At 52.2% G+C, this 22,598-nt stretch carries 17 protein-coding genes and 1 tRNA gene; 11 read left to right on the plus strand and 7 right to left on the minus strand.

Features of this window, described 5'->3' with window-relative positions; genetic code table 11:
• Positions 1-43: 43 nt before the first annotated feature.
• Positions 44-2,152 (plus strand): ATP-dependent DNA helicase RecG, encoded by a 2,109-nt coding sequence (recG, locus tag ACYJL1_RS11275; protein ID WP_460895494.1) that lies wholly within the window; start codon positions 44-46, stop codon positions 2,150-2,152.
• On the opposite strand, the gene glmS is transcribed toward recG, so the two are convergent.
• The 3 genes from glmS to ACYJL1_RS11290 form a co-directional block, all read right to left on the minus strand.
• Positions 2,153-3,976, minus strand: coding sequence for a glutamine--fructose-6-phosphate transaminase (isomerizing) (gene glmS, locus ACYJL1_RS11280; protein ID WP_460895495.1), 1,824 nt, complete (start codon positions 3,974-3,976; stop codon positions 2,153-2,155). It abuts the gene before it with no gap.
• 103 nt (positions 3,977-4,079) lie between these two features.
• Positions 4,080-5,441, minus strand: coding sequence for a bifunctional UDP-N-acetylglucosamine diphosphorylase/glucosamine-1-phosphate N-acetyltransferase GlmU (gene glmU / locus ACYJL1_RS11285; RefSeq protein WP_460895496.1), 1,362 nt, complete (start codon positions 5,439-5,441; stop codon positions 4,080-4,082).
• An 87-nt stretch (positions 5,442-5,528) separates the two neighbouring features.
• Positions 5,529-6,275 carry a cytochrome c biogenesis CcdA family protein gene (locus ACYJL1_RS11290; protein ID WP_460895497.1) on the minus strand — a complete coding sequence of 249 codons (747 nt, stop codon included), beginning with the start codon at positions 6,273-6,275 and terminating at the stop codon, positions 5,529-5,531.
• 246 nt (positions 6,276-6,521) lie between these two features.
• On the opposite strand from ACYJL1_RS11290, the gene ACYJL1_RS11295 reads away from it, so the two are divergent.
• The 4 genes from ACYJL1_RS11295 to ACYJL1_RS11310 all read left to right on the plus strand — a co-directional run bounded on the left by ACYJL1_RS11295 (position 6,522) and on the right by ACYJL1_RS11310 (position 12,494).
• A tRNA-Lys gene (locus tag ACYJL1_RS11295) sits at positions 6,522-6,597 on the plus strand.
• 409 nt (positions 6,598-7,006) lie between these two features.
• Positions 7,007-7,486, plus strand: a complete 480-nt coding sequence (locus tag ACYJL1_RS11300; RefSeq protein ID WP_460895498.1) for an ImuA family protein — start codon at positions 7,007-7,009, stop codon at positions 7,484-7,486.
• A gap of 320 nt (positions 7,487-7,806) precedes the next feature.
• On the plus strand, positions 7,807-9,249 hold the full coding sequence (locus tag ACYJL1_RS11305) for a Y-family DNA polymerase (RefSeq protein ID WP_460898019.1): 1,443 nt from the start codon (positions 7,807-7,809) through the stop codon (positions 9,247-9,249).
• Positions 9,246-12,494, plus strand: coding sequence for an error-prone DNA polymerase (locus ACYJL1_RS11310; protein WP_460898020.1), 3,249 nt, complete (start codon positions 9,246-9,248; stop codon positions 12,492-12,494). The genes ACYJL1_RS11305 and ACYJL1_RS11310 overlap by 4 nt, the downstream gene beginning before the upstream one ends.
• Here ACYJL1_RS11310 and ACYJL1_RS11315 read toward each other — a convergent pair.
• The 4 genes from ACYJL1_RS11315 to ACYJL1_RS11330 all read right to left on the minus strand — a co-directional run bounded on the left by ACYJL1_RS11315 (position 12,478) and on the right by ACYJL1_RS11330 (position 17,112).
• Complete coding sequence (locus ACYJL1_RS11315) at positions 12,478-13,590, minus strand: alcohol dehydrogenase family protein (protein ID WP_460895499.1); 1,113 nt, start codon at positions 13,588-13,590, stop codon at positions 12,478-12,480. The genes ACYJL1_RS11310 and ACYJL1_RS11315 overlap by 17 nt on opposite strands.
• 9 nt (positions 13,591-13,599) lie before the next feature.
• Positions 13,600-14,979, minus strand: coding sequence for an aminotransferase (locus ACYJL1_RS11320; RefSeq protein WP_460895500.1), 1,380 nt, complete (start codon positions 14,977-14,979; stop codon positions 13,600-13,602).
• 23 nt (positions 14,980-15,002) lie between these two features.
• A complete protein-coding gene (locus ACYJL1_RS11325) occupies positions 15,003-16,496 on the minus strand; it encodes an NAD-dependent succinate-semialdehyde dehydrogenase (protein WP_460895501.1) in 1,494 nt (497 codons plus the stop codon).
• 133 nt (positions 16,497-16,629) lie between these two features.
• On the minus strand, positions 16,630-17,112 hold the full coding sequence (locus tag ACYJL1_RS11330) for an Lrp/AsnC family transcriptional regulator (protein WP_460895502.1): 483 nt from the start codon (positions 17,110-17,112) through the stop codon (positions 16,630-16,632).
• Positions 17,113-17,196: 84 nt separating this feature from the next.
• Here ACYJL1_RS11330 and ehuR point away from each other — a divergent pair, with 84 nt between their 5' ends.
• The 6 genes from ehuR (at position 17,197) to eutA (ending at position 22,596) form a co-directional block, all read left to right on the plus strand.
• Positions 17,197-18,582 carry a MocR-like ectoine utilization transcription factor EhuR gene (gene ehuR, locus ACYJL1_RS11335; RefSeq protein WP_460895503.1) on the plus strand — a complete coding sequence of 462 codons (1,386 nt, stop codon included), beginning with the start codon at positions 17,197-17,199 and terminating at the stop codon, positions 18,580-18,582.
• Positions 18,583-18,707: 125 nt separating this feature from the next.
• Complete coding sequence (gene ehuA / locus ACYJL1_RS11340) at positions 18,708-19,505, plus strand: ectoine/hydroxyectoine ABC transporter ATP-binding protein EhuA (protein ID WP_460895504.1); 798 nt, start codon at positions 18,708-18,710, stop codon at positions 19,503-19,505.
• A gap of 50 nt (positions 19,506-19,555) precedes the next feature.
• On the plus strand, positions 19,556-20,404 hold the full coding sequence (gene ehuB / locus ACYJL1_RS11345) for an ectoine/hydroxyectoine ABC transporter substrate-binding protein EhuB (protein ID WP_460895505.1): 849 nt from the start codon (positions 19,556-19,558) through the stop codon (positions 20,402-20,404).
• Between the two features lie 74 nt (positions 20,405-20,478).
• Positions 20,479-21,138, plus strand: a complete 660-nt coding sequence (ehuC, locus tag ACYJL1_RS11350; protein ID WP_460895506.1) for an ectoine/hydroxyectoine ABC transporter permease subunit EhuC — start codon at positions 20,479-20,481, stop codon at positions 21,136-21,138.
• Positions 21,139-21,148: 10 nt separating this feature from the next.
• A complete protein-coding gene (gene ehuD / locus ACYJL1_RS11355; protein WP_460895507.1) occupies positions 21,149-21,805 on the plus strand; it encodes an ectoine/hydroxyectoine ABC transporter permease subunit EhuD in 657 nt (218 codons plus the stop codon).
• An 11-nt stretch (positions 21,806-21,816) separates the two neighbouring features.
• Positions 21,817-22,596: an ectoine utilization protein EutA gene (eutA, locus tag ACYJL1_RS11360; RefSeq protein ID WP_460895508.1), complete on the plus strand. Its 780-nt coding sequence runs from the start codon at positions 21,817-21,819 to the stop codon at positions 22,594-22,596.
• The last annotated feature ends 2 nt before the right edge of the window (positions 22,597-22,598 follow it).

The raw sequence follows: 22,598 nt of genomic DNA on the forward strand, positions 1-22,598 counted from the left end.
CTGTCAGCCTTGCAACGCAAATCGAACGCGTTAAACGTTACATATGCGTCCTTCCTTGCTTGATCCGCTATTTGCTTCCGTCCGTTCGCTTTCGGGTATTGGCCCGAAGGTATCGGCCCTTTTGGGTACACTATTGGGTACACAACCGCCCGGAGCCGAACCGCGTGTTGGTAATCTTGTGTACTTGCCGCCTCACAGTGTCATTGATCGCCGCAATCGTCCCGGCATTGCCTATGCGCCGGAAGGTGCGATCGTGACCCTTGAGGTGCGTATTGATCGCCACCAACCAGCGCCAAGCGGTCGCAGCAATGTTCCTCATCGCGTATATGCTCATGACGATACTGGCGAGATTGGTCTGACATTCTTTCATGCAAAACAGGCTTGGTTGGAAAAGGCGATGCCTGTTGGAGAAACCGTCATTGTGTCCGGTACCATGGAATGGTTCAACGGACGACCGACCATGGTCCACCCGGACCACATTGCCAGCCTTGAAGATGCGGCTTCACTTCCCTTGGTTGAGCCGGTCTATCCACTAACCGCTGGACTATCACCCAAGGTTCTTGCGCGAAGCGTCCAGGAGGCGCTTGGCAAGATGCCGGATATGCCCGAATGGATCGATCCGCCTGTTCTTGAAAAATACAATCTGCCCTCTCATCGTCAGGCTCTGCAAACCCTGCATAATCCGCAAGATCCAAAAGACATCGCGCTTGATCATCCGGCAAGACAGCGATTGGCCTATGATGAGTTTCTGGCCGGGCAACTGGCACTCGCCTTGGTTCGCATGAAAACCCGACGGCTTTCCGGTCGCAAGCTTGAAGGTGACGGTCACCTGAAGGCAAAGATTATCGCGGCCCTCCCTTACTCGCTGACCAATAGCCAGCGGCAGGCAATCGGGGAAATCATCGCCGATCTGCGTGAGCCGGATCGTATGCTGCGGCTCCTGCAAGGCGATGTTGGCTCCGGGAAAACCATTGTCGGATTGCTTGCCATGGCTCATGCAGCCGAGGCTGGTGGACAGTCGGCGCTTATGGTGCCGACAGAGGTTCTTGCCCGGCAACACTTTGCAACAATTGCACCATTGGCGCAGACGGCCGATTTGAGAGTCGCATTGTTGACGGCGCGCGAAAAGGGTCGTGAACGGGAAGAGATTCTTGAGGGGCTAAGAACCGGTGCAATCCATATTATCGTTGGAACGCATGCGCTTTTTCAGGAAAAGGTCAATTATCACGATCTGGTATTGGTGATTGTCGATGAACAGCATCGTTTCGGTGTACATCAGCGCCTGCTTTTGACATCCAAAGGCACGGCGCCTGACATGCTGGTCATGACGGCGACTCCCATCCCCCGCACTCTGGTACTCACCGCATTCGGCGATATGGATGTGTCAAAGCTGACGGAAAAGCCCGCGGGCCGCCGCCCGATTACCACAGCTATCCTGCCGATGGAGCGACTCAGCGAACTTGTGGATCGCATGCGTACCGCTATTAATGACAGCCAGAAGATCTATTGGATTTGTCCTTTGGTGGAAGAGTCCGAATTGGTGGATCTCGTCTCGGCGGAAGAGCGTTTTCAATCGCTCCAGCCCTTGCTTGGAGACCGCATTGGGCTTGTTCATGGCCGAATGAGCGGCGCCGAAAAAGATGCGGCAATGGCTGCTTTCAAAAGTGGCGAGACGCGCTTGCTGGTTGCCACCACGGTCATTGAAGTCGGCGTTGATGTTCCCGATGCAACAATCATCGTTATCGAGCACGCAGAGCGCTTTGGCCTCGCGCAATTACATCAGCTGCGCGGGCGCGTGGGGCGTGGCGACAAGCCTTCGACATGCCTGCTGATTTATAAAGGTCCGCTTGGCGAAGTCGCGCAAGCGCGCCTCAAGATCATGCGCGAGACTGAAGATGGCTTCCGTATTGCCGAGGAAGATTTGAAATTGCGCGGCGAAGGCGAGCTTCTTGGTACGCGTCAATCCGGCACTCCCGGGTTTCGCCTTGCGAATATCGAAGCCCATCAGGAGTTTTTGGAAGTTGCCCGCAAGGATGCACGTTATATTCTGACGCGAGATCCGGAATTACAGAGCGCGCGCGGCGAGGCCCTACGCGTTCTGCTATATCTTTTCGAGCGAGACGAAGCAGTCAGGCTGCTTCGCGCTGGCTGATTATTCCACTGTAACTGACTTGGCGAGATTGCGTGGCTGATCCACGTCCGTGCCCATGAAGACGGCGGTGTAATAAGCCAGCATCTGGATCGGCAATGTATAAATGATCGGCGTAATGATCTCCGGCATGTCCGGCAGGACAATCGTATGCCAGGTTTTCAAACTATTGGCCGCTGCACCCTTTTCATCCGTTATAAGAATGATCTTGCCACCACGCGCCGCTGCTTCCTGCATGTTTGATATGGTTTTTTCAAACCAGCGATCATGTGGAGCGATGACAATGACCGGCATGGATTCGTCGATCAGCGCAATCGGCCCGTGCTTCAATTCTCCGGCGGCATAACCCTCCGCGTGAATGTAGGAAATTTCCTTGAGTTTCAACGCGCCTTCAAGAGCCAATGGATAATTTGTGCCACGACCCAGATACAAAACGTGCTTGACCTGACTGAGGTCGCGGCTGATCGCCTCGATTTGGCTCTCAAGTTTCAACGCTTGAGTGGCATAACGAGGAATCTCAGAAAGCTCACGCACAAGCTGGCGTTCTTCCTGTCCGCTGATCGTCCCGCGCATTTTACCGGCTGCTATTGCCAAGGATGCCAATACGGAAAGCTGGCATGTAAATGCCTTGGTGGATGCGACGCCCACTTCAGGGCCGGCAAGAGTCGGGAAAATTGTGTCGGACTCACGAGCCATCGTCGATTCCCTGACATTGACGACAGTGCCAACTGCGAGGCCCTGCTCCTTGCAATAACGCAATGAGGCCAGAGTGTCAGCTGTTTCGCCCGATTGGGAGACAAACAGAGCCAGACTGTCTTTCGACAGCGGCATTTCGCGGTAGCGAAACTCAGAAGCAACGTCGATATCTACCGGCAACCTTGCGATACGCTCAAACCAGTATTTACCAACGAGACCCGCATAGAAAGCAGTGCCACAAGCGGAAGCTGCAATCCGGTCAACTCTAGCGAAATCAATCGGCGCAGCATCTGCCCGAATGGTTCCGTTGGCGAAATCCAGATAGTTTGCCAGCGTGTGAGAAATAACCTCCGGCTGTTCATGGATTTCCTTTTCCATGAAATGCCTGTGATTGCCTTTGCTTACCAGAAAAGCTGAACCAGCTGATTTTTGAATGGCCCTGTGTACGGTCGCACCAGACTCGTCATAAATCGTTACGCCATTGTGCGTGAGAACTGCCCAGTCACCATCCTCAAGATAGGATAAATTATCGGTGAAGGGCGCAAGCGCTATCGCATCGGAGCCGAGATACATCTCCCCTTGCCCATAACCAACCGCAAGCGGTGGTCCATTGCGCGCTGCTATCAGTAAATCATCTTCGCCCTTGAACATGATGGCGATTGCGAAAGCACCGCGCAACTGGGGCAATGTTTCGCGAACGGCCTCCACCGGGGCAAGGCCGCGGTCTAAAGCACGCGTTACCAGATGGGCGACCGTCTCGGTGTCGGTTTCGGTCTCAAAAACATAGCCGTCCGCTTCCAGCATGGCGCGAAGCTCAGCAAAGTTCTCGATGATACCATTGTGAATGACAGCAAGGCGCGGCGTTGTGTGGGGATGAGCATTGCGGACAATCGGTGCACCGTGTGTAGCCCAGCGCGTGTGGCCAATACCGATTGTTCCTCCAAGCGGATTTTCTTTCAGCAGGTTATCGAGGTTTATAAGCTTGCCTTCTGCGCGCCTGCGATCAAGCAAACCGTTTTCCAGCGTTGCAACACCAGCGGAGTCGTAACCACGATATTCAAGCCGCTTGAGCGCATCGACCAGAAGAGGAGCAACCTGTTCCCGCCCGATGATTCCTACAATTCCGCACATATAAAACTCCGATGCCTCAATTTGCCACCTCTGCCTATGGCGCAATCGCCATGACAGAAAGTCAAGTTTTGTTACTCAATCTTGCATGAATTAAAGGGACTGCCTACTTTGCCTTTTTCGACAGTTTTAACGCAGCATATCGCGCCCGCAATTGGACAGCGCGCCCTTCCTTGATCTCTTGACGCGCCCTCCCAAAAGCCAGCGCATCTGCCGGGACATTTTCGGTAATCACGCTGCCGGAAGCGACATAGGCATTATCGCCTATCGATACTGGCGCTACGAGAGACGAGTTGGACCCTACGAATGTGTTGGTTCCAATTTCCGTATGGTACTTGTTGTAACCATCATAATTACACGTGATCGTGCCTGCGCCAATATTTGCGTCAGCACCAATCGTAGCATCTCCGATGTAGCTCAAATGATTGAGTTTGGCGCCCTGCCCGATTGTTGCGTTCTTTACTTCAACAAAATTTCCCACTTTTGCTTTTGCTGCAAGATCAGCGCCCGGGCGCAAGCGGGCAAATGGGCCAATGCTCGCATTAGCTCCGATCTTTGCGCCTTCAAGATGAGAAAATGCGTGGACCACAGTGCCGGAAGCAATAGAAACGCCAGGACCAAAAACAATATTTGGCTCCAGTGTAACATCCGCCTCAATCAATGTGTCATGAGAGAAAAATACGGTTTCCGGCGCTTGCATGGATACACCTGCCAGCATCATTTCGCGACGTTTACGGTTCTGCCAGATCGTTTCCGCTTCCGCGAGTTCCAGCCGTGTATTGATGCCAATCACATTGTCTGGAGAAATTTCGATCGCAACAACAGACTTTCCTTGCGAATTGGCGATCTCTACGACGTCGGTCAGATAGTACTCGCCTTTCGCATTTTCATTTTTGATCATGTGAAGCAATGCCAAAGCACTATCACCGCGCAACGCCATCAGACCGCCATTGCAAAAACCGATTTTCTTCTCGGTTTCGCTGGCATCCTTTTCTTCACGTATCGCGATCAATTGGCCGTCTTGTTCAATCAGGCGGCCATATCCATGCGGATTATCAGGCCGGAATCCCATAACAACAATGTCCGACCCACTGGCCAATTTCTCACGAGCCATTTCCAGAGCGGATGTTTCGATAAGCGGCGTATCACCAAATACCACGATGACATCATCGTAACCTGCTTTGATGGCAGATTGTGCTGCAAGGACGGCGTGTCCTGTACCAAGACGTTCCGCCTGCTCGTGAACAGTGAGATTCTTCACAAGCGAGCGCACGGAAGTTTCAACCTTGTCGGCACCACGGCCAACAACCAAGGCGATATCGCTGCCGCCAGCCCCCTGCACTGCCTTGGCGACGTGTCCCACAATCGGCAATCCTGCTATTTCATGCAGTACTTTCGGCAATGAGGACTTCATCCTCGTGCCTTCTCCGGCAGCGAGAATAACCGTAAGACAAGTGCGTGATGTCATGGCTTGGACTTTCAGATCATTTGGTCAAAGCGTTATCGTACTGCAGCATGGCACAATGCTGGTTGCAATTTGGTAACTTGCGTCTCTTTAGCCGAGTTGGCCAAGGATGGGAAATGTTTCAAGCAGCCAGAAGGAAAATGTCTGTAATCCTCCGGTTAAGAAGAGAACGCCCGTAATGACCAGCAAGCCCCCCATGATTTTTTCGACCTTGCCGAGATGCATGCGGAACCGGGAAAGAAACCGCATGAACACGCCAGAAAACAACGCAGCAATTATAAAGGGAATGCCGAGTCCAAGGGAATAGATTGCAAGCAATAGTGCCCCGTCAGCAACCGTATCGCGTGCGCCGGCCAGCGCCAATATTGGACCAAGCACCGGTCCTATGCATGGCGTCCAGCCAAACGCGAATGCCAATCCCATAATATAGGCAGCAAAGGGATTGGCCGGTGCTCCTTTGCTTTGGAACCGGGCTTCGCGGGATAGGAATGCCAGCCTGAACACACCCAGAAAATTCAATCCCATAACAATAATGACGATTCCCGCGAGGATAGCTATTTCCTGCTGCCACATACGCAGGAACCCGCCGATCGTTGATGCGCCTGCCCCAAGCAGTACAAAAACTGTGGTAAATCCCAAAACAAAACTAAAGGATGACAGCAGGAGTGCTCGCCTGACCGGTGAGATTTTGGCGATGGATGCATCGGCTCGGAAATCTTCAACTGTCACCCCGGCCATGTAGCACAGGTAGGGTGGTACGAGAGGCAGTACACAAGGTGAAAGAAATGAGAGTGCACCAGCACCGGCTGCAGTCAGATAGGAAACATCAAGCGCCATATGCGCTCCTTCTCGGTCATTCGCGTTTGCGCCGGAATAAGCCGAATCTCTTCGGATTTCCAATCACCTTTTCGCCATTCCTGCGATCAATTTCGGGATCGCAAGATGGTTCGATCGCTGAAATTTGTAGAAAGCTGCAAAAACAACGCTTTTTATCACAGAAACTATGCACAATAGCTGTTGACCGATTGCCATCTCGCACCTATGTTCCGCCGCACTTCCCGAGGCCAATTACGGCTTTCAAGGGAGCGCGTAGCTCAGCTGGTAGAGCAACTGACTTTTAATCAGTAGGTCCAGGGTTCGAACCCCTGCGCGCTCACCATTGTTTCTGAGCAATTTCATTGAAGCATTGTTGAAGTCGTGTTTGCAGCTCACAAACTGCCCTGCCCTCTTGAGCGATAATTATCCATGCGCGGGAGTTAAAGAGTACCCCGTCTGTGGTCATATGCGCCTCGAGCAAGTTGCGCAGCCGTTGCAACATTGGTTCGGGTGCTTCATCCGTTCGGGCATGTCCTTTGTAAGATAAAGCTCCACGAGAGCGTCAAGCGCGCTATCGACATTGGCCTCATAGAAGTCGGGTTCTCGTACGGCGATGAAATCGACCGATACAAAATCTGCTGCGTTCAAAAGCTCTTTTGTGGTTAAAAACCAAATCAGAAATCAGAGCCGCTTGACACTGCATTTCTTAAACTTGATAATAGAACATATCATGAACAAACAAGGGTTATGCAGTGGCAATCGTCGATCTAACGGCGTTAAGACGCAATATTGCGGCTTTGAGCAGGCAAGGCGCACAAGGTACGCCTGTCTCGGCCTTTGATCTTGGTTGCCGGGATGTAGACAGCATATTTCGAGGTGGCCTTCAGCGGGGCGCACTTCATGAAGTTTTTGCAGAGGAAAGTGGGGATGCCGGGGCCGCTACAGGCTTTGTAATTGCTCTCGCCTTGCGTGCATCATCTGATCAGAATCCTATTCTTTGGATTGAAGAAGATTTTACAGGCAATGAACAGGGCTTTCCTTATGCTCCCGGCTTGCATTATTTCGGTCTTGATCCTGATCGAGTGATTTTCGTGCGGGGCTCATCGCCTCATAATGTCTTAAAAAGCTGCTTCAGACAGTCTCGCCATTCGCGGCATGGGTGCAGTCATTATCGTGCCATGGAGCAATCCCAAATGTCTGGATCTGACTGCCTCCCGGAAATTACTGCTTAACGCGCAACAGGCTGATGTGCCCGCCTTTCTACTGAGGTTAGGTGCCACTCCTGGTGAAAATTCTGCTGTCACGCGATGGCTAGTCCGCGCCGCACCCTCACAATCACCGGGTGCAAACGCGCCCGGAAACCCTGTTTTTCAAGTCCAACTTATTCGCAACAGACAGGGAAAAACAGGCCAATGGCTATTACAATGGGAGATTGAAAATCATGTTTTCCAACGGATCGAGCCGATTTTTGGCCCTGTGGTTTCCACATCTTCCTACGGATCGTCTCAAACGCGAAAATCCGCAGCGCGATCGTTCTGATCAGTATCTCGTTATTGTTGACAAGATTGCAAATGTTTTACGGCTGGTAGCTGTTGATCAGAGATCTGCAAAAGCGGGTTTATACAAAAGCATGACTTTGGCTGATGCATGTGCACAGTTTGAAAAGCTGGATATCGCTTTTGCCTCACCTCGTCAGGATTCTGCATTCTTGGAGCGTCTGGCGGATTGGTGTGATCGATATACGCCACTGGTAGCTTTTGACGATCCGGATGGCCTTGTCCTCGATATTACAGGCTGCGTTCATCTTTTTGGAGATGAGCACACTATGCTCAAGGATATTCATACTCGCCTTAACCAGCAAGGCGTGGCCGTCAAATCAGCCATCGCCAATAATCCGGCCTCTGCCCGTGCCTTTGCGCGCTATTCGTCCGGTGGTGTTATAGGCGATGATGAAGAAAAGAGATTGCATAAACTGTATCTTGCCTGTCTTGAAATAGAAGCAGTACATCTTGCCGGTCTGAAGCGGGCAGGTCTGCTGCATATTGGCGAAGTTGAGGTTCTGCCCCGCGCTGCTCTCGCGGCGCGTTTCGGAAAAGAGCTGGTCAGTCGCTTGGATACTCTTTTCGGCAGACAAAACCATCCAATTTCTCCACGACGTATTGTGCCTGTCTGCATGGTTGAGCGGCGTATGGCCGAACCTTTGGTTGTTATGGATTCCGTCGAGTTCTTGCTTCAATCTCTCGCGGATGAACTTTTCAGGCAATTGCAAGTTCGCGTTCAAGGTGCACGTGAAATCGAAGCGAGCTTTTTTCGTGTCGATGGCAATGTGCGCCGGATTTGCATTGAAGCCGGAAGGCCGATTGTCGAGACAAAAAACTTGATGCGGCTGCTCAAAGAGAGACTGTCAACCTTGGCAGACCCTTTGGACGCAGGTTATGGCTTTGATATTATTCGTCTCTCTGCCGTTCGAACGGAACAGACACAGGAGCTGCAGAAAAGTCTCGACAATACGCGACAAGAGACAGAAGCATTCGATGCGCTCATTGACAGGCTTTCTATAAGGCTGGGTAATTCGCGTGTTTTGCGACCTGTTGCAGTTGATACGCACATTCCTGAACGTGCTGTCATGCTTGAGGCTGCGGCCCAGAGTAGAACAGATCAATCAGTTCAGTGGTCACCCGAATATCAGCCGGATAATCCTCTCGAGAGACCGATCAGGCTGTTTAATCCCCCAGAACGCATTGAAACAACATCGGGAATTCCTGACGGTGCCCCTGCACGGTTTATGTGGCGCCGTGTACAGCACATGATTGTTTTTGCTGAAGGCCCCGAACGTATTGCACCGGAATGGTGGCGTGAGCATGCAGGTGCTCTCACACGCGACTATTACCGGGTCGAAGATGATCAGGGAAAGCGTTTTTGGGTGTTTCGCGAGGGGCTGTATGAGCGCAGCGATCCCAACCCCCGATGGTATTTGCATGGGATTTTTGCCTGATGGATTATACCGAGCTTGCCGTCACCAGTAATTTCTCCTTCCTGAAGGGTGCATCACAACCCCAGGAACTGGTGTTGGCGGCAGCCCTTCTCGCTCTTAAAGGCATTGGTATTGCTGATTGCAATACACTTGCTGGCGTGGTGCGGGCCCATAGCGCTCGAAAAGAAATCAAAAAAGAACAAGGTCTTTCCATAAATCTCTATATTGGCTGTCGGTTAAGCTTCACTGATGGGACACCTGATCTTGTTGTTTATCCGCGAGACCGCTCTGCCTATGGTCAGCTATGCCAGATTTTGAGTGTGGGAAAGCATCGCGCCAAGATCAAAGGTGAATGCCATCTTGTTCTCGAAGATTTTCTTTTCAAGGCAGACAATTTTCAGATAGCTGTGATGCCTTCTGCAAATCTAGATAAAAGTTTTTTGGTTTTCCTTAAAAAACTGTCTTTAGCAGCACCGGATTGCGTCTGGCTTGGCCTGATGATGCTGCGTCAAGGAGCCGACAGGCGTTATGGTGAAAAACTGGCGCGCATTGCAACCGAGGCAAACCTCCCGCTTTTAGCGGTCAATGATGTGCTTTATCACACCCCTGCCCGGCGACCGCTTCAAGATGTGCTGACCTGTATTCGGGAGCATGTCACGATAGAAACAGCAGGTCGTAAGCTGGAGAAAAATGCAGAGCGGCATCTGAAATCGCCAACCGATATGCAGTATCTTTTTCGGTATTTTCCCGAAGCATTGCAAGAAACGCAGCGTTTTGTGAAACCGATCAGTTTTTCTCTTGATGATTTACGTTATCAATATCCTGATGAACCTGTTCCGCCCGGCAAAACACCCCAACAACATCTGATTGATGAAACATGGGTCGGCGCCCATAAACGCTATCCGGATGGCATTCCCAAGAATGTATCTATCATCCTGGAAAAAGAACTGACCCTGATCGGGGAGTTGGAATACGCGCCCTACTTTCTGACTGTTTATGACATTGTTGCCTATGCCCGCTCACAGAATATTCTTTGTCAGGGGCGCGGTTCCTCGGCCAATTCTGCTGTCTGTTATTGCTTGGGCATTACGGCCGTTGATCCTGCCACCAGCAATCTGCTTTTTGACCGGTTTCTTTCAAAAGAACGCAAAGAGCCACCTGATATTGACGTGGATTTCGAGCATGAGCGCCGCGAAGAAGTCATGCAATGGATTTTCAAGCGATATGGGCGCGACCATGCTGCAATCATTGCAACCGTCATCAGTTATCGATCGCGCAGTGCAATCCGTGACGTTGGGAAAGCGCTGGGCCTGACAGAAGATGTCACTGCCGCTTTGGCCAATATGGTTTGGGGCAGTTGGGGATCAATCGTTGAAAAGCAGGAAATAAAGCAGGCTGGGCTTGATCCTGACAATATCATGATCCGCCGCACCATAAAACTTGCCAAGGAACTGCTTGGTTTCCCACGTCACCTTTCTCAACATGTCGGTGGTTTCGTTCTCACGCAGAAACGTCTCGACGAAACTGTTCCAATAGGACCTGCGGCGATGAAAGACCGTACTTTCATCGAATGGAACAAGGATGATATTGACGAGCTCAATATCATGAAGGTTGATGTTCTTTCACTCGGCATGCTCACCTGTATCCGCAAAGCTTTTGATCTCATCCATCTGCATGGCGGCAGTCGCTATGAACTCGCAGACATCCCGCTGGGTGATAAAAAGGTTTACGACATGCTCTGCAAAGCGGATTCACTTGGGGTTTTCCAAGTGGAAAGCCGCGCACAGATGAATATGCTGCCGCGTCTTCGTCCGAGGACGTTCTATGATCTGGTTATCGAAGTCGCCATTGTCCGGCCCGGCCCCATTCAGGGCGACATGGTTCATCCCTATTTGAAGCGGCGCAATAATCCTGATTCTGTTGTTTATCCCTCACCCTCGCCCGATCATGGGCACAAAGACGAATTGAAAGATGTCCTTGTGCGGACTCTTGGAGTTCCTCTCTTTCAGGAGCAAGCGATGAGCATTGCTATCGTTGCTGCTGGTTTTACTGGCGATGAAGCCAATCAGTTACGCCGCGCCATGGCGACATTCCGACATGTGGGAACTATTCACACATTGGAAAACAAGATGGTGGAAGGCATGGTTCGCCGAGGCTACGAAAGAGATTTCGCGCAAAGCTGCTTCAATCAGATCAAGGGTTTTGGTGAATATGGTTTCCCCGAAAGCCATGCTGCGAGTTTTGCCATTCTCGTCTACATTTCCTCATGGATAAAATGTCACCATCCAGCTGTTTTCGCGGCAGCATTGTTGAACTCACAGCCCATGGGTTTTTATCCGCCAGACCAGATTATTCGCGATGCGCGCAAACATGATGTCGAAGTCCGTCCTGTAGATATTAATTTCAGTCATTGGGATAACACACTGGAATCCAACGAATATGGTGTTTTATGCACCCGCCTCGGCTTTCGTCAGGTCGATGGTTTCTCAAAACACTGGGCAGACTTGATCTGCGAGAGAAGAAAACGCCCCTATATTGATATTGAAGAGGTAAGACGCCTGACAAAACTTGAGAGACGCGCCTTTATCTTGCTTGCCGATGGAGACGCATTTCGCTCGTTGGGTATCGACCGGCGAGAAGCGCTCTGGGCGGTGCGTCGTTTCCCCGATAACGTGACATTGCCTCTATTCCAAGCGGCTGAAACAAATGAGCTGGCTACGGAAGTCAAAACGGTTCTTCCTCAAATGAAACTCTCCGAGCACGTCATTGCCGATTACGAATCGACAAGGCTATCGCTCAAAGGGCATCCGATGCAGTTTCTGCGTGATATGTTCGCGTCTGCAGGCGTTTCCACATGCAATTTTGCAAATAGTCTTGCAAATAATAAGCGTGTCAAACTGGCTGGCGTGGTCACAGTCCGTCAAAGACCTGGAACCGCAAAAGGCGTCGTCTTTATGACCATCGAAGATGAAACGGGCATTTCCAATATTGTCATCTGGCAAAAGCTTCTCAACCTTTACCGCAAGGAAGTCATGGGATCTCGACTGATCCTGATCGAAGGAATAGTTCAAAGCGCTGATAATGTGGTGCACATCGTTGCCAGAAAGCTTACTGATCGAACTGGCGATCTTTATCGCCTCTCAGAGCAGCGGGCAATTTTGCCCGTATCACGCAGTGACGAAGTTAATCATGCTGTCCAGGGAGACGCGCAGGCGCGTCATCCCAGAAATGTTCGCATAATGCCAAAGTCTAGGGATTTCCATTAGTTGCGGCATTATTGAATTTGGCATCCGGCACGACAACCAGTTTTCCGACAAAGGATTTAGCCATGAAATCCGTCTGGGCCCGGTGGAATTGAGAAAGCGGATATACGCCACCAACAAGCGGCCTGATCTTGCCTTCTTCAATATAGCGAACGATCCGGCGGAAATCTCCCCGCGTGCCCTGCGATGAACCATGCAAAGCCAATTGCTTGAGATACATGGTGCGCAGATCAAGCTGCACAACAGGTCCAGCAATTGCTCCGGCAGTGGTGTAGCGACCTTCTGCCCTAAGAATGCGCAGCAAATCGTTAAATATCGAACCGCCAACAAGATCGGCTACGACGTCAATTGGCTTTCCACCTGTGGCCTCGTTTACAGCGGTGACCAAATCCTTGGTCCCACGCGTGATTACTGCTTCAGCACCAATGTCGAGCAATGCTTGCTCTTTACCCGGTCCTACCAGTGCATAGGGAATTGCTCCGCGTGCTCTTGCAAGTTGAACGATACCGGAGCCGACACCGCCTGATGCTCCGGTAACCAGCACGCGCTCTCCAGCTTTCAATCCTGCACGTTCCAGCATCTGTTCGCCGGTTAAATAAGCGCAGCAAAATGTGGCAAGCTCGATATCACTTAGATTGGTATTGACGTAATGGGCATTCTCGACGGGCACGGTTACATACTCTGCATAACCGCCATCCCGCCCATGACCAATATAATCAATATCGGCAAGACTATCGTCATCGCGATTGTAGATGGAGAAATCAACCATCACGCGTTGTCCGATACGCTCCTTGTCTACGCCCTCGCCAACTGCCGCAATCGTCCCGACTATATCTGTTCCCTGAATGCGCGGAAACGTCAGTGTCGGCTCCTGTCGGCGCCAGGTTGAAACGGCGCTAGCATTTTCCTCGGTGCCATAGGCGCCTTCCCGCACCCAGACATCGGTATTGTTCATACCGCATGCAGTTATTTCAATAAGAATTTCACCCGCTACTGGTTCAGTTACCGGCGCGTTCTCATTATAAATGAGCTTGTCGAGTCCGCCATGGCCGACAAGCTGCATAGCGGCCATGGTCCGTGGAACATTTGTGTCTTTCATTGGTAAATCTCAGAGACTCTTTGCAACCGACTCAACTGCTTTGGCCGCTGCATTGACAACAGTGTCGGCCTCTTCGCGGGTCAGGCACAAAGGTGGCGCAAAGCCCAGAATATCGCCCTGCGGCATGGCGCGTCCAAGCACACCAAGTTCTGCCAGAGCTGCCGCTATCCGAGGCCCGACCTTTAATGCCGGATCGAAAAACTTCCGGTCGTCCTTGTCAGCAACGAATTCTACGGCGGCGAGCATCCCGTCACCGCGCACTTCGCCGACAATGGCATTTTCTGCCAAAGCTGCAGTCAATTGCTTGCGGAAATAAGCGCCGGTTTGGCCGGCATTTGTGACGAGATCCAGCTTGTCGATGAGTTCGAGATTGGCGATGCCTGCAGCGGTGCAAATCGGATGCGCCGAATAAGTCCAACCATGCCCGATTGCGCCGAGCATATCAGACCCTTTAACCAAGACCTGCCAAACCTTGTCCGAAACAATGACCCCCGAAAGTGGTGCATATGCCGAGGTCAGCCCCTTCGCTATGGTGATCAGATCGGGCTTGATGCCATAATGATCCGATCCGAACATGGTGCCCAATCGACCAAACCCGGTGACCACTTCGTCCGCAACAAGCAAAATGTCATACTTGTTGAGTACAGCCTGGATCTTCTCCCAGTAAGCTGCTGGCGGTGGAACAATGCCGCCAGTCCCAAGAATTGGTTCACCGATGAACGCAGCGATTGTTTCCGGTCCTTCCGCGAGGATCATTTCTTCCAGCTTGTCGGCGCAATGCTGCGAAAACTGCTCTTCGCTCATGGAACGATCTTCGCGGCGGAAGTAATATGGTGCTTCCGTGTGGAGAATTGGCGCACGCGGCAGATCAAAGGCGTTATGGAAAAGCTCAAGTCCTGTCATGCTGCCAGTCATGATTCCCGAGCCATGATAGCCACGCCAACGGGATATGATTTTCTTCTTTTCCGGGCGACCCAAAACGTTATTATAGTACCAGATCAGCTTGATGTTGGTTTCATTGGCGTCGGAACCGGAAAGCCCGAAATAAACACGGCTCATTCCTTCCGGTGCGCGATCGATGATCATCTTGGAAAGCGTGATTGATGCGTCCGTGCCGTGCCCAACATAGGCATGATAATAGGCAAGCTCGTGGGCCTGCTTTGCAATGGCATCGGCGATTTCGGTCCGGCCATAGCCCACATTGACGCAGTAAAGTCCGGCAAATGCATCGATACTGGTCCGCCCAGTGCTGTCAGTGATATGAACCCCTTCACCGCTTTTGATAATGCGCGTTGGCGTTTCACCGCGCGCATGAGCACCCATATGGGTTGATGGATGAAAGAAGTGATCCCGATCCCAGGCATTCAGTTCGTTCGAGCGTTCAAGCATGATATTATCCTGTTCTTCAAAAATCAGTGAGTGTCGATGCAGAGGTATTTGAGTTCCGTGAAAGCCTCGATCCCATGGCGCGAGCCTTCACGGCCGAGCCCGGATTGTTTGATTCCGCCAAATGGAATTGGTGCACCGGTGATCTTCACGCGGTTTATCGCCACCATTCCGTATTCGAGCTTGCGGCCAAGACGAAGCATTCGCGCGCCATCCTTGGTTACGGCATAGGCAACCAAGCCATATTCTGTAGCGTTGGCACGCTGGACGACCTCTTCCTCCGTATCAAATACGGTAAGAGCAGCCACAGGGCCGAATGTCTCCTCGCGCATAATCAGCGCATCTTCAGGTACACTCAAAAGAAGCGTGGGCTCATAAAATAATGCACCGGCGTCATGACGTTTGCCGCCCACAATGCATTTTGCACCTCGCGCCAATGCGTCTTCAACCTGCTCTTCAACCTTCTGAACAGCGCGCTCATGCATCAGCGGACCAATATCAACGCCTTCAGCCAGACCCGGTGCAACGTTCAACTCTGAAATACGCTTCGCATAGGCTGCCGCAAAAGCGTCGTGTATCGGGCGTTCGACATAGATCCGGTTTGCGGCAAGGCAATCTTGCCCGGACGTAGCGAACTTGGCGTCAATGGCAATATCAACTGCCCGGTCAATGTCGGCATCGGCAAAGATGATCAATGGTGCATGGCCGCCCAATTCCATGACGAGGTTCTTCATGGTTGGCGCACATTGCGCCGCAATCAATCGCCCAATTTCTGTCGACCCGGTGAAGCTCAATGCCCGAACGCGCGAGTCTTCGCACATGCGTCCAACCACTGTTGCAGCATCGCCCGTGACAATATTGAAAACCCCGCCAGGAATGCCTGCACGATCAGCAAGCTCTGCCAGAGCTAGCGCTGAGAGCGGTGTTTCTGATGATGGATGGGCAATAATGGTACAACCCGCTGCCAATGCGGCTGCGGCCTTTCGCGTCAGCATGGCTGAGGGGAAATTCCAGGGCGTGACGATTCCGACAACACCAATCGCCTCGCGGCGAACGATCATTTCCGCACCAGAAAGATGACTTGTGACATTCTCGGCGTTTAAACGTTTCGCCTCCTCGGCATACCACTCGATGAAGGATGCGGCATACTCAATTTCGCCGCGTGATTCAGCAAGAGGTTTTCCCTGCTCGAGCGTCATGATCAAAGCAAGATCGTCTTTTGCAGCCAATATGAGCTCATACCATTTTCGTAATCTTGCCGTGCGCTCCTGAGGAAGAAGTGCTCGCCAAGCTGGTAAAGCTCTCGAAGCAGCATCGATTGCAATCGTAGTCTGGTCTGCATCGAGCTTGGATACCCAGGCAATGGCAGCGCCGGTCGCAGGGTCCGAAACTTCAAAAGTTTGCCCGGCATCACCTGCAGTCCAATGGCCATCGACATATGCCAGTTCACGCAGCATGCGCCGATCGGTCAAGCGATCGAGGGCAGCATGGCGGTCTGGTCGTGCAAAGTGAGCGGACATTCAACTCTCCCGGAATTGTTCAATGCAAGCATCACACAAATCAGAAGAGAGACAGCCTGTATGAAACGCCGGGGTAAGAGAGATCGTCTTTATTTGCCAAGGCTGAAAGAGAGATTGACTAATTGGTGTCCGCTTAAGACAGCAGCTCAGCCACAGGCAATACTGCGTCATCTTTGACGGTCTTGGTCACGATATACGTAAAATACCGGTCGATCCCGACTTCCCGTTGCAGAAGATCGTCGACAAGCCGCTGGTAGGCATCAATATCGCGTGCCATCACTTTGAGCACGTAATCGACACCGCCTCCGACGGACCAACAGGTAACCACTTCTGGCAGCGTTTTGATGGCGCGTTCAAACCGTTCGAAATCGGCCTGCTTGTGCGCCCCTAGGGTGACCTCCATGAGCACAGTTGTAATCGGCGCAATAAGCCGCAATGCGATACGGGCATGATAACCCGTAATGATACCGGCTTTTTCCAGTCGGCGCAGCCGTGTCCAGCATGGTGTGGGTGAGATACCCACCCGCTCGGCCAGTGCGAGCTTGGTAATCCGGCCTTCCCGCTGGATTTCGTCAAGGATGCGTATATCGATTGGGTCTAGCTTGATTGAGGTCATGATACGCCTGTTGGATTCATTTTATAATCATGACGTTGTGATTTTTTGATTGTCAATTGCACTGACTTCGATCACTTATAAATCATGACATTGTGGCAACCAGATCCGACAAGCCTTCGCCGTCCAGCCTATCTGTCGCTGGCGGAACAGATTGCACGTGCTATCGCCGATGGCAAATTGGAAGGTGGAGCCCGTCTGCCAACACATCGACGAATGGCAGATGATTTGGGTCTTTCCGTGCAGACAGTCAGCCGGGCTTATGAAGAATTGATTCGCCGCAATCTGATTTCGGGTGAAACCGGGCGCGGTACATTTGTCTGTCAAAACAGTCGCGAGCCAGACCCTCCTTATCTACCGGAGCGGCTTGGCGAGGTCATTGATTTATCCATTTTGAAGCCGATATGCGAGCCAATGCACCTGGAGCGCATGAAAAAGACTCTGGCGTGGTTGTCTGAAGCCCTGCCCCCAAGCTCTGCGTTATCCTTCCGGCCCAATGTCGTTTTTCCGCGTCATCGCGCCATTGCCGCCGACTGGTTGCGTACATGCGGCTTGGAGGTATCACCGGGGAATATCAGCGTAACAAACGGCGCAACCGCCGCCATGACGGTCGCGTTGATGAGCGCCGCGCCGCCCGGCTCGAAAGTTGCAACGGAAGGTATAGGGCATCATACATTGACGCCACTTGCCTCCTATCTCGGCCTTACTCTTGAAGGGCTCGCTATTGACGATCAGGGCATTATCCCGGAATCGCTTGATGAGTGTTGCAGGGTAACCGGTATCCAGGCAGTTTTCGTTCAACCATCGGTTATCAATCCGACCGCAACACTGATGAGCTTGGAGCGACGCAATGCTCTGGTGGACATTGCCCGTAAACATGACATCGCAATAATCGAAAGCGATGTGCTGGGTCCGCTTGTCGAGCACCGCCCGCCCCCCATCGCATCGATTGCGCCAGAGCGAACGCTCTATTTCACCAGTTTCACCAAGATCGTTGTACCAGGTTTGCGGATTGGCTATCTGGTTGCACCTGATCGCTATGTCGCAGCCGTCGCCAATAGGCATCTTGTCTCAAACTGGATGGCAACGCCGATTGTTGCGGAAATTGCGAGCCGATGGGTGTCGGACGGCACGGCGATGGAATTGGTTAACTGGCAGCGTGAGGCCTTGCGCGTCAGGCATTACGTTGCCGCCGAGGTATTGACCGGCATTTCTTTCCTGTCTCACCCGCAGAGCCTGCATATATGGTTACCCTTGACTGGCGAGCGAACCGAAGAAGCCTTTGTGGCACATGCAAGGTTGCAAGGTGTCGCCATCGCACACGGTGCGTCTTTCCGCGTCTCCAATTACCCGTGGAACCCGGCAGTGCGTATCTCGCTTGGCTCGACCACTGAGCAGGAACTACGGTCCGGGCTCGGTGTTGTGGCCAACCTTCTTCGTGGCGACCTCGAGCATCTACTCCTTGCCATCTGATCGGATTGCCTGGTTTTTCATCACGATCAGTTAAATTGTCATGATTTAATTTTAACAATTGACATGATTTCATAAGTCTCCCATCGTTAGCGCATGAGGTTGTCTCAACCAGAAGGGGGACACGCATGCCGCCATCCAACGCCGCACCGATCATCGAGATTGACGGCATCAGTAAAAGTTTCGGTGCGTTCAAAGTTTTGAACGACCTGTCCTTCAGTGTTGCACCGGGCGAGAAGCTCGCTCTTATCGGACCATCCGGCTCCGGCAAGACAACGATCCTGCGCATTCTGATGACGCTTGAGGGAATAGATTCCGGAACGATCCGTGTTGCCGGAGATAGTCTTTATCAGATGGAGCGCAACGGCAAGTTGCAACCGGCTGATGAAGCGCATCTCCACAAAATGCGTGAAAAGATCGGTATGGTCTTTCAACTGTTCAATCTGTTTCCGCACAAATGCGTGCTGGATAATGTGACTTTGGCGCCAATGCTGACAAAGGGCGTTTCAAGGAAAGACGCCGAGCAGCATGCGATGGAGTTGCTGGATATGGTCGGGCTTGCGGACAAGGCAAAATCCATGCCGTCGCAGCTCTCCGGTGGTCAAAAACAACGTGTTGCTATTGCTCGGGCCCTCGCTCTCAAACCGAAGATTATGCTGTTTGATGAAGTTACATCTGCGCTTGATCCGGAACTTGTCGAGGAAGTGCTGAATGTGCTGTGGCGCCTTTGCCGCGAAACAGACATGACGATGCTTCTCGTTACGCATGAGATGGGTTTTGCCCATGATTTTGCAGATCGCGTTCTTTTCTTTGATCGCGGTCGCATTGTCGAAGATGGCAAGCCAAGCGAAATTTTTAAACATCCGAAGCAGGAAAGAACACAAGCCTTCCTGAAAAAGATCATCGCTGCAGGTCACCGCATTTAAAACCGGAACCTCCACGATCCGACAAAAAGAAAACCAAAGGAGTTGGGAACATGATGAAATTACAGACGATCAGTGCATTATTGGGAGCTGCGGCATTATCTGCTCTGGTCTCTTCAATGCCCGCAAAAGCTGATGAAGCGCTCGACAAGTTGAAAGCACAGGGCTTTGCCCGCATTGCTATTGCCAATGAACCGCCATTCACTGCCGTTAAGGCCGATGGCAGCGTATCGGGTGCCGGTCCTGATGTCGCTCGCGCAGTGTTCAAAAAGCTCGGCGTCAACGACGTCGTCGCTTCAATTTCCGAGTATGGTGCGATGATCCCCGGGCTTCAGGCCGGGCGCCATGATGTTGTTACTGCTGGCCTTTTCATGAAGCCAGAGCGCTGCAACGCAGTATCTTATTCAGAACCGATTCTCTGCGATGCGGAGGCTTTCCTTGTTAAAAAGGGCAATCCCAAAGGCTTTAAGAGCTATGCGGATATTGCCAAGGATGAGAAAGCAACAATCGGTGCGCCTGGCGGCGGTACAGAAGAACGCCTCGCCCTTGAAGCCGGTGTGCCACGTGAGCGCGTCATTGTTGTCCCAGACGGCCAGAGTGGCCTGAAAATGCTGCAGGATGGACGCATCGATACATATTCCCTGCCCGTTCTTTCAATCAACGATCTGGTCAAAAAGGCTAATGACCCGAACCTTGAGGTCATAGCACCAGTCGAGGGTGCTCCGGTTTATTGCGATGGCGCAGCGTTCCGCAAGGGTGACACCGCGCTGCGTGACGAATTCGACAAGGTTCTTGCCGAGATGAAGACGTCTGGCGAATTTGCCAAGATCGTCGAGCCGTATGGTTTTTCGGCGGCTGCAGCCATCTCGACCAATCGCGAAAAGCTCTGCGCTGCCCAATAACGGCCGCAAGCAGTGCCGCTTTACTTGCGTGGTAAAGCGGCCCTTTCCTGGACTCTCACAAAGGTGGCAAACCGATGGGCCAATGGGCCGGCTATCTGCAACTTATCCTTGACGGCGCAGTCGTAACCATTCGGCTAACGCTAATGGGCTCGGCATTGGCATTGGTGATGGCCTTTCTTGCTGGGCTTGGGAGATTGTCACGCATCGCGCCGGTTCGCTGGCTTGCGACGGCTTATATCGAGTTTTTCCGCGGTACCTCGATTTTTGTACAGTTGTTCTGGGCCTATTTCGTTCTACCGCTCTTCGGATTTTCGCTTACGCCCTTGCAGGCGGGCGTGCTTGCTTTGGGTCTGAATGTGGGTGCCTATGGTGCCGAAGTGGTCCGCGGTGCAGTTAAGTCCATCGGCAAAGAACAATACGAAGCTTGTATCGCGCTCAATTTGACGCGCTGGCAGGGCCTTCGCAAAATCATTCTGCCGCAGGCATTTGTCCTTATGCTTCCAACGTTCGGCAATAATGCCATTGAGCTTCTCAAAGCTTCGGCTGTTGTATCGCTCATATCGCTTTCCGACATGACATTTCAGGCCCAAGTGGTGCGTGCGCAAACGGGCAGTACACTTGTTCCGTTTCTGACAATCCTTGTTCTGTATTTTCTTATCGCCAGTGTCATCTCCCTCGCAATCCGTGGTCTCGAGCGTTACCTGACGCGCGGCCTTGACGGCATCAGGTCATAGGAGGCCGACAATGGAATGGGATTGGGCTTTCGTCGTTCAAATTCTTCCAACGCTGATCGAAGGCGTGAAGATTACCATTATTGCCACCCTCCTCGGATCAGTCTTGGCCGCGATCGTCGGACTTGTTATCGCCATCGTGCGCCGCTCGAACAACCGGCTGATATCGATGCCTATGGGGTTTGTTGCAGAGTTTATTCGCGGCACACCGTTGCTGGTGCAACTCTATTTCATCTTCTATGTGCTGCCGGACCTTGGAATTACGCTTTCGCCACTCGTTGCAGGTGTCATCGGCCTCGGCTTGCATTATGGCACTTACACCGCTGAGGTATATCGCGCGGGCATCGACAATGTAGCGCGCGGTCAGTGGGAGGCAGCAAAGGCCTGCAATCTTAGTCCTCTCCAGACATGGACGCAGATTATCATGCCGCAGGCATTGCCTCCGATGATCCCGGCTCTGGCGAATTATTTCATCGCCATGTTCAAGGAAACGCCGTTGCTTTCGGCAATCACGGTGCTTGAGCTTATGAATCAGGCGCGCAGCATCGCCAACTACAACTACCGATATATTGAACCAATCACGATGGTCGGTGCGTTCTTCCTTGTCATCAGCATCGTTTCCGTCGTCGGATTGCGTTGGCTGGAACGCCGATATGGCAAGATTGATTGAGGAGCACAAGGATGGATTCGTTCGCGACTATTCGTCAGACGGACTTGCAACTCGATTTTGATGACCGGCCTTTGCCAAAGCGCGTTGGCCTTCTCATTCTAGCAACGGATCACACGACCGAGCCGGACTTCCAGCGTATGGTGGCGAGCAGCAATATTGGCCTCTATACGTCGCGTATTCCCTATGCCAATCCAACCACGCCCGAAAATCTGCGGCGCATGCTTCGCCCGATGAGCGAAGCTACATGGATGATCCTGCCTGACGAAGAGCTGGATGCGGTCTGCTATTCCTGTACGTCAGCCTCTGTCGTTATTGGCGACAACGAAATTGAGCATGCCGTTCGGCAGGCCAAACCAAATGTGCCAGTTGTGACGCCAACGCGCGCTGCTGTTAAGGGATTGCAAGCATTTAACGCAAAAAGGATCAGCATTCTCACGCCCTATACGATTGAGACCAGCACCCCAATGGCTACCTATTTCAGCGCCAAGGGGTTTGAGATTGCAAACTTGAACTGTTTTGGGCTTGTCGATGATCGGGAGATGGCACGGATCAGCACGAAGTCGCTGATTACGGCAGCGCGCGAAACAATCGCCCACGACGCGGATGCGCTGTTCATATCCTGTACCGCTGTACGTGCAGCAATAGTAGCAGCAGAGATCGAACAGGCAATTGGTAAACCCGTTGTCACGAGCAATCTTGCAACAGCGTGGGCAACCTTGCGCATCTGCGGTGAACATGCGCCGCAGCCTGAGCGCGGCAGCCTCATGACCCAGCCAATGGCGAGCTGGTAAAC

This window comes from Phyllobacterium sp. K27, from assembly GCF_054796155.1.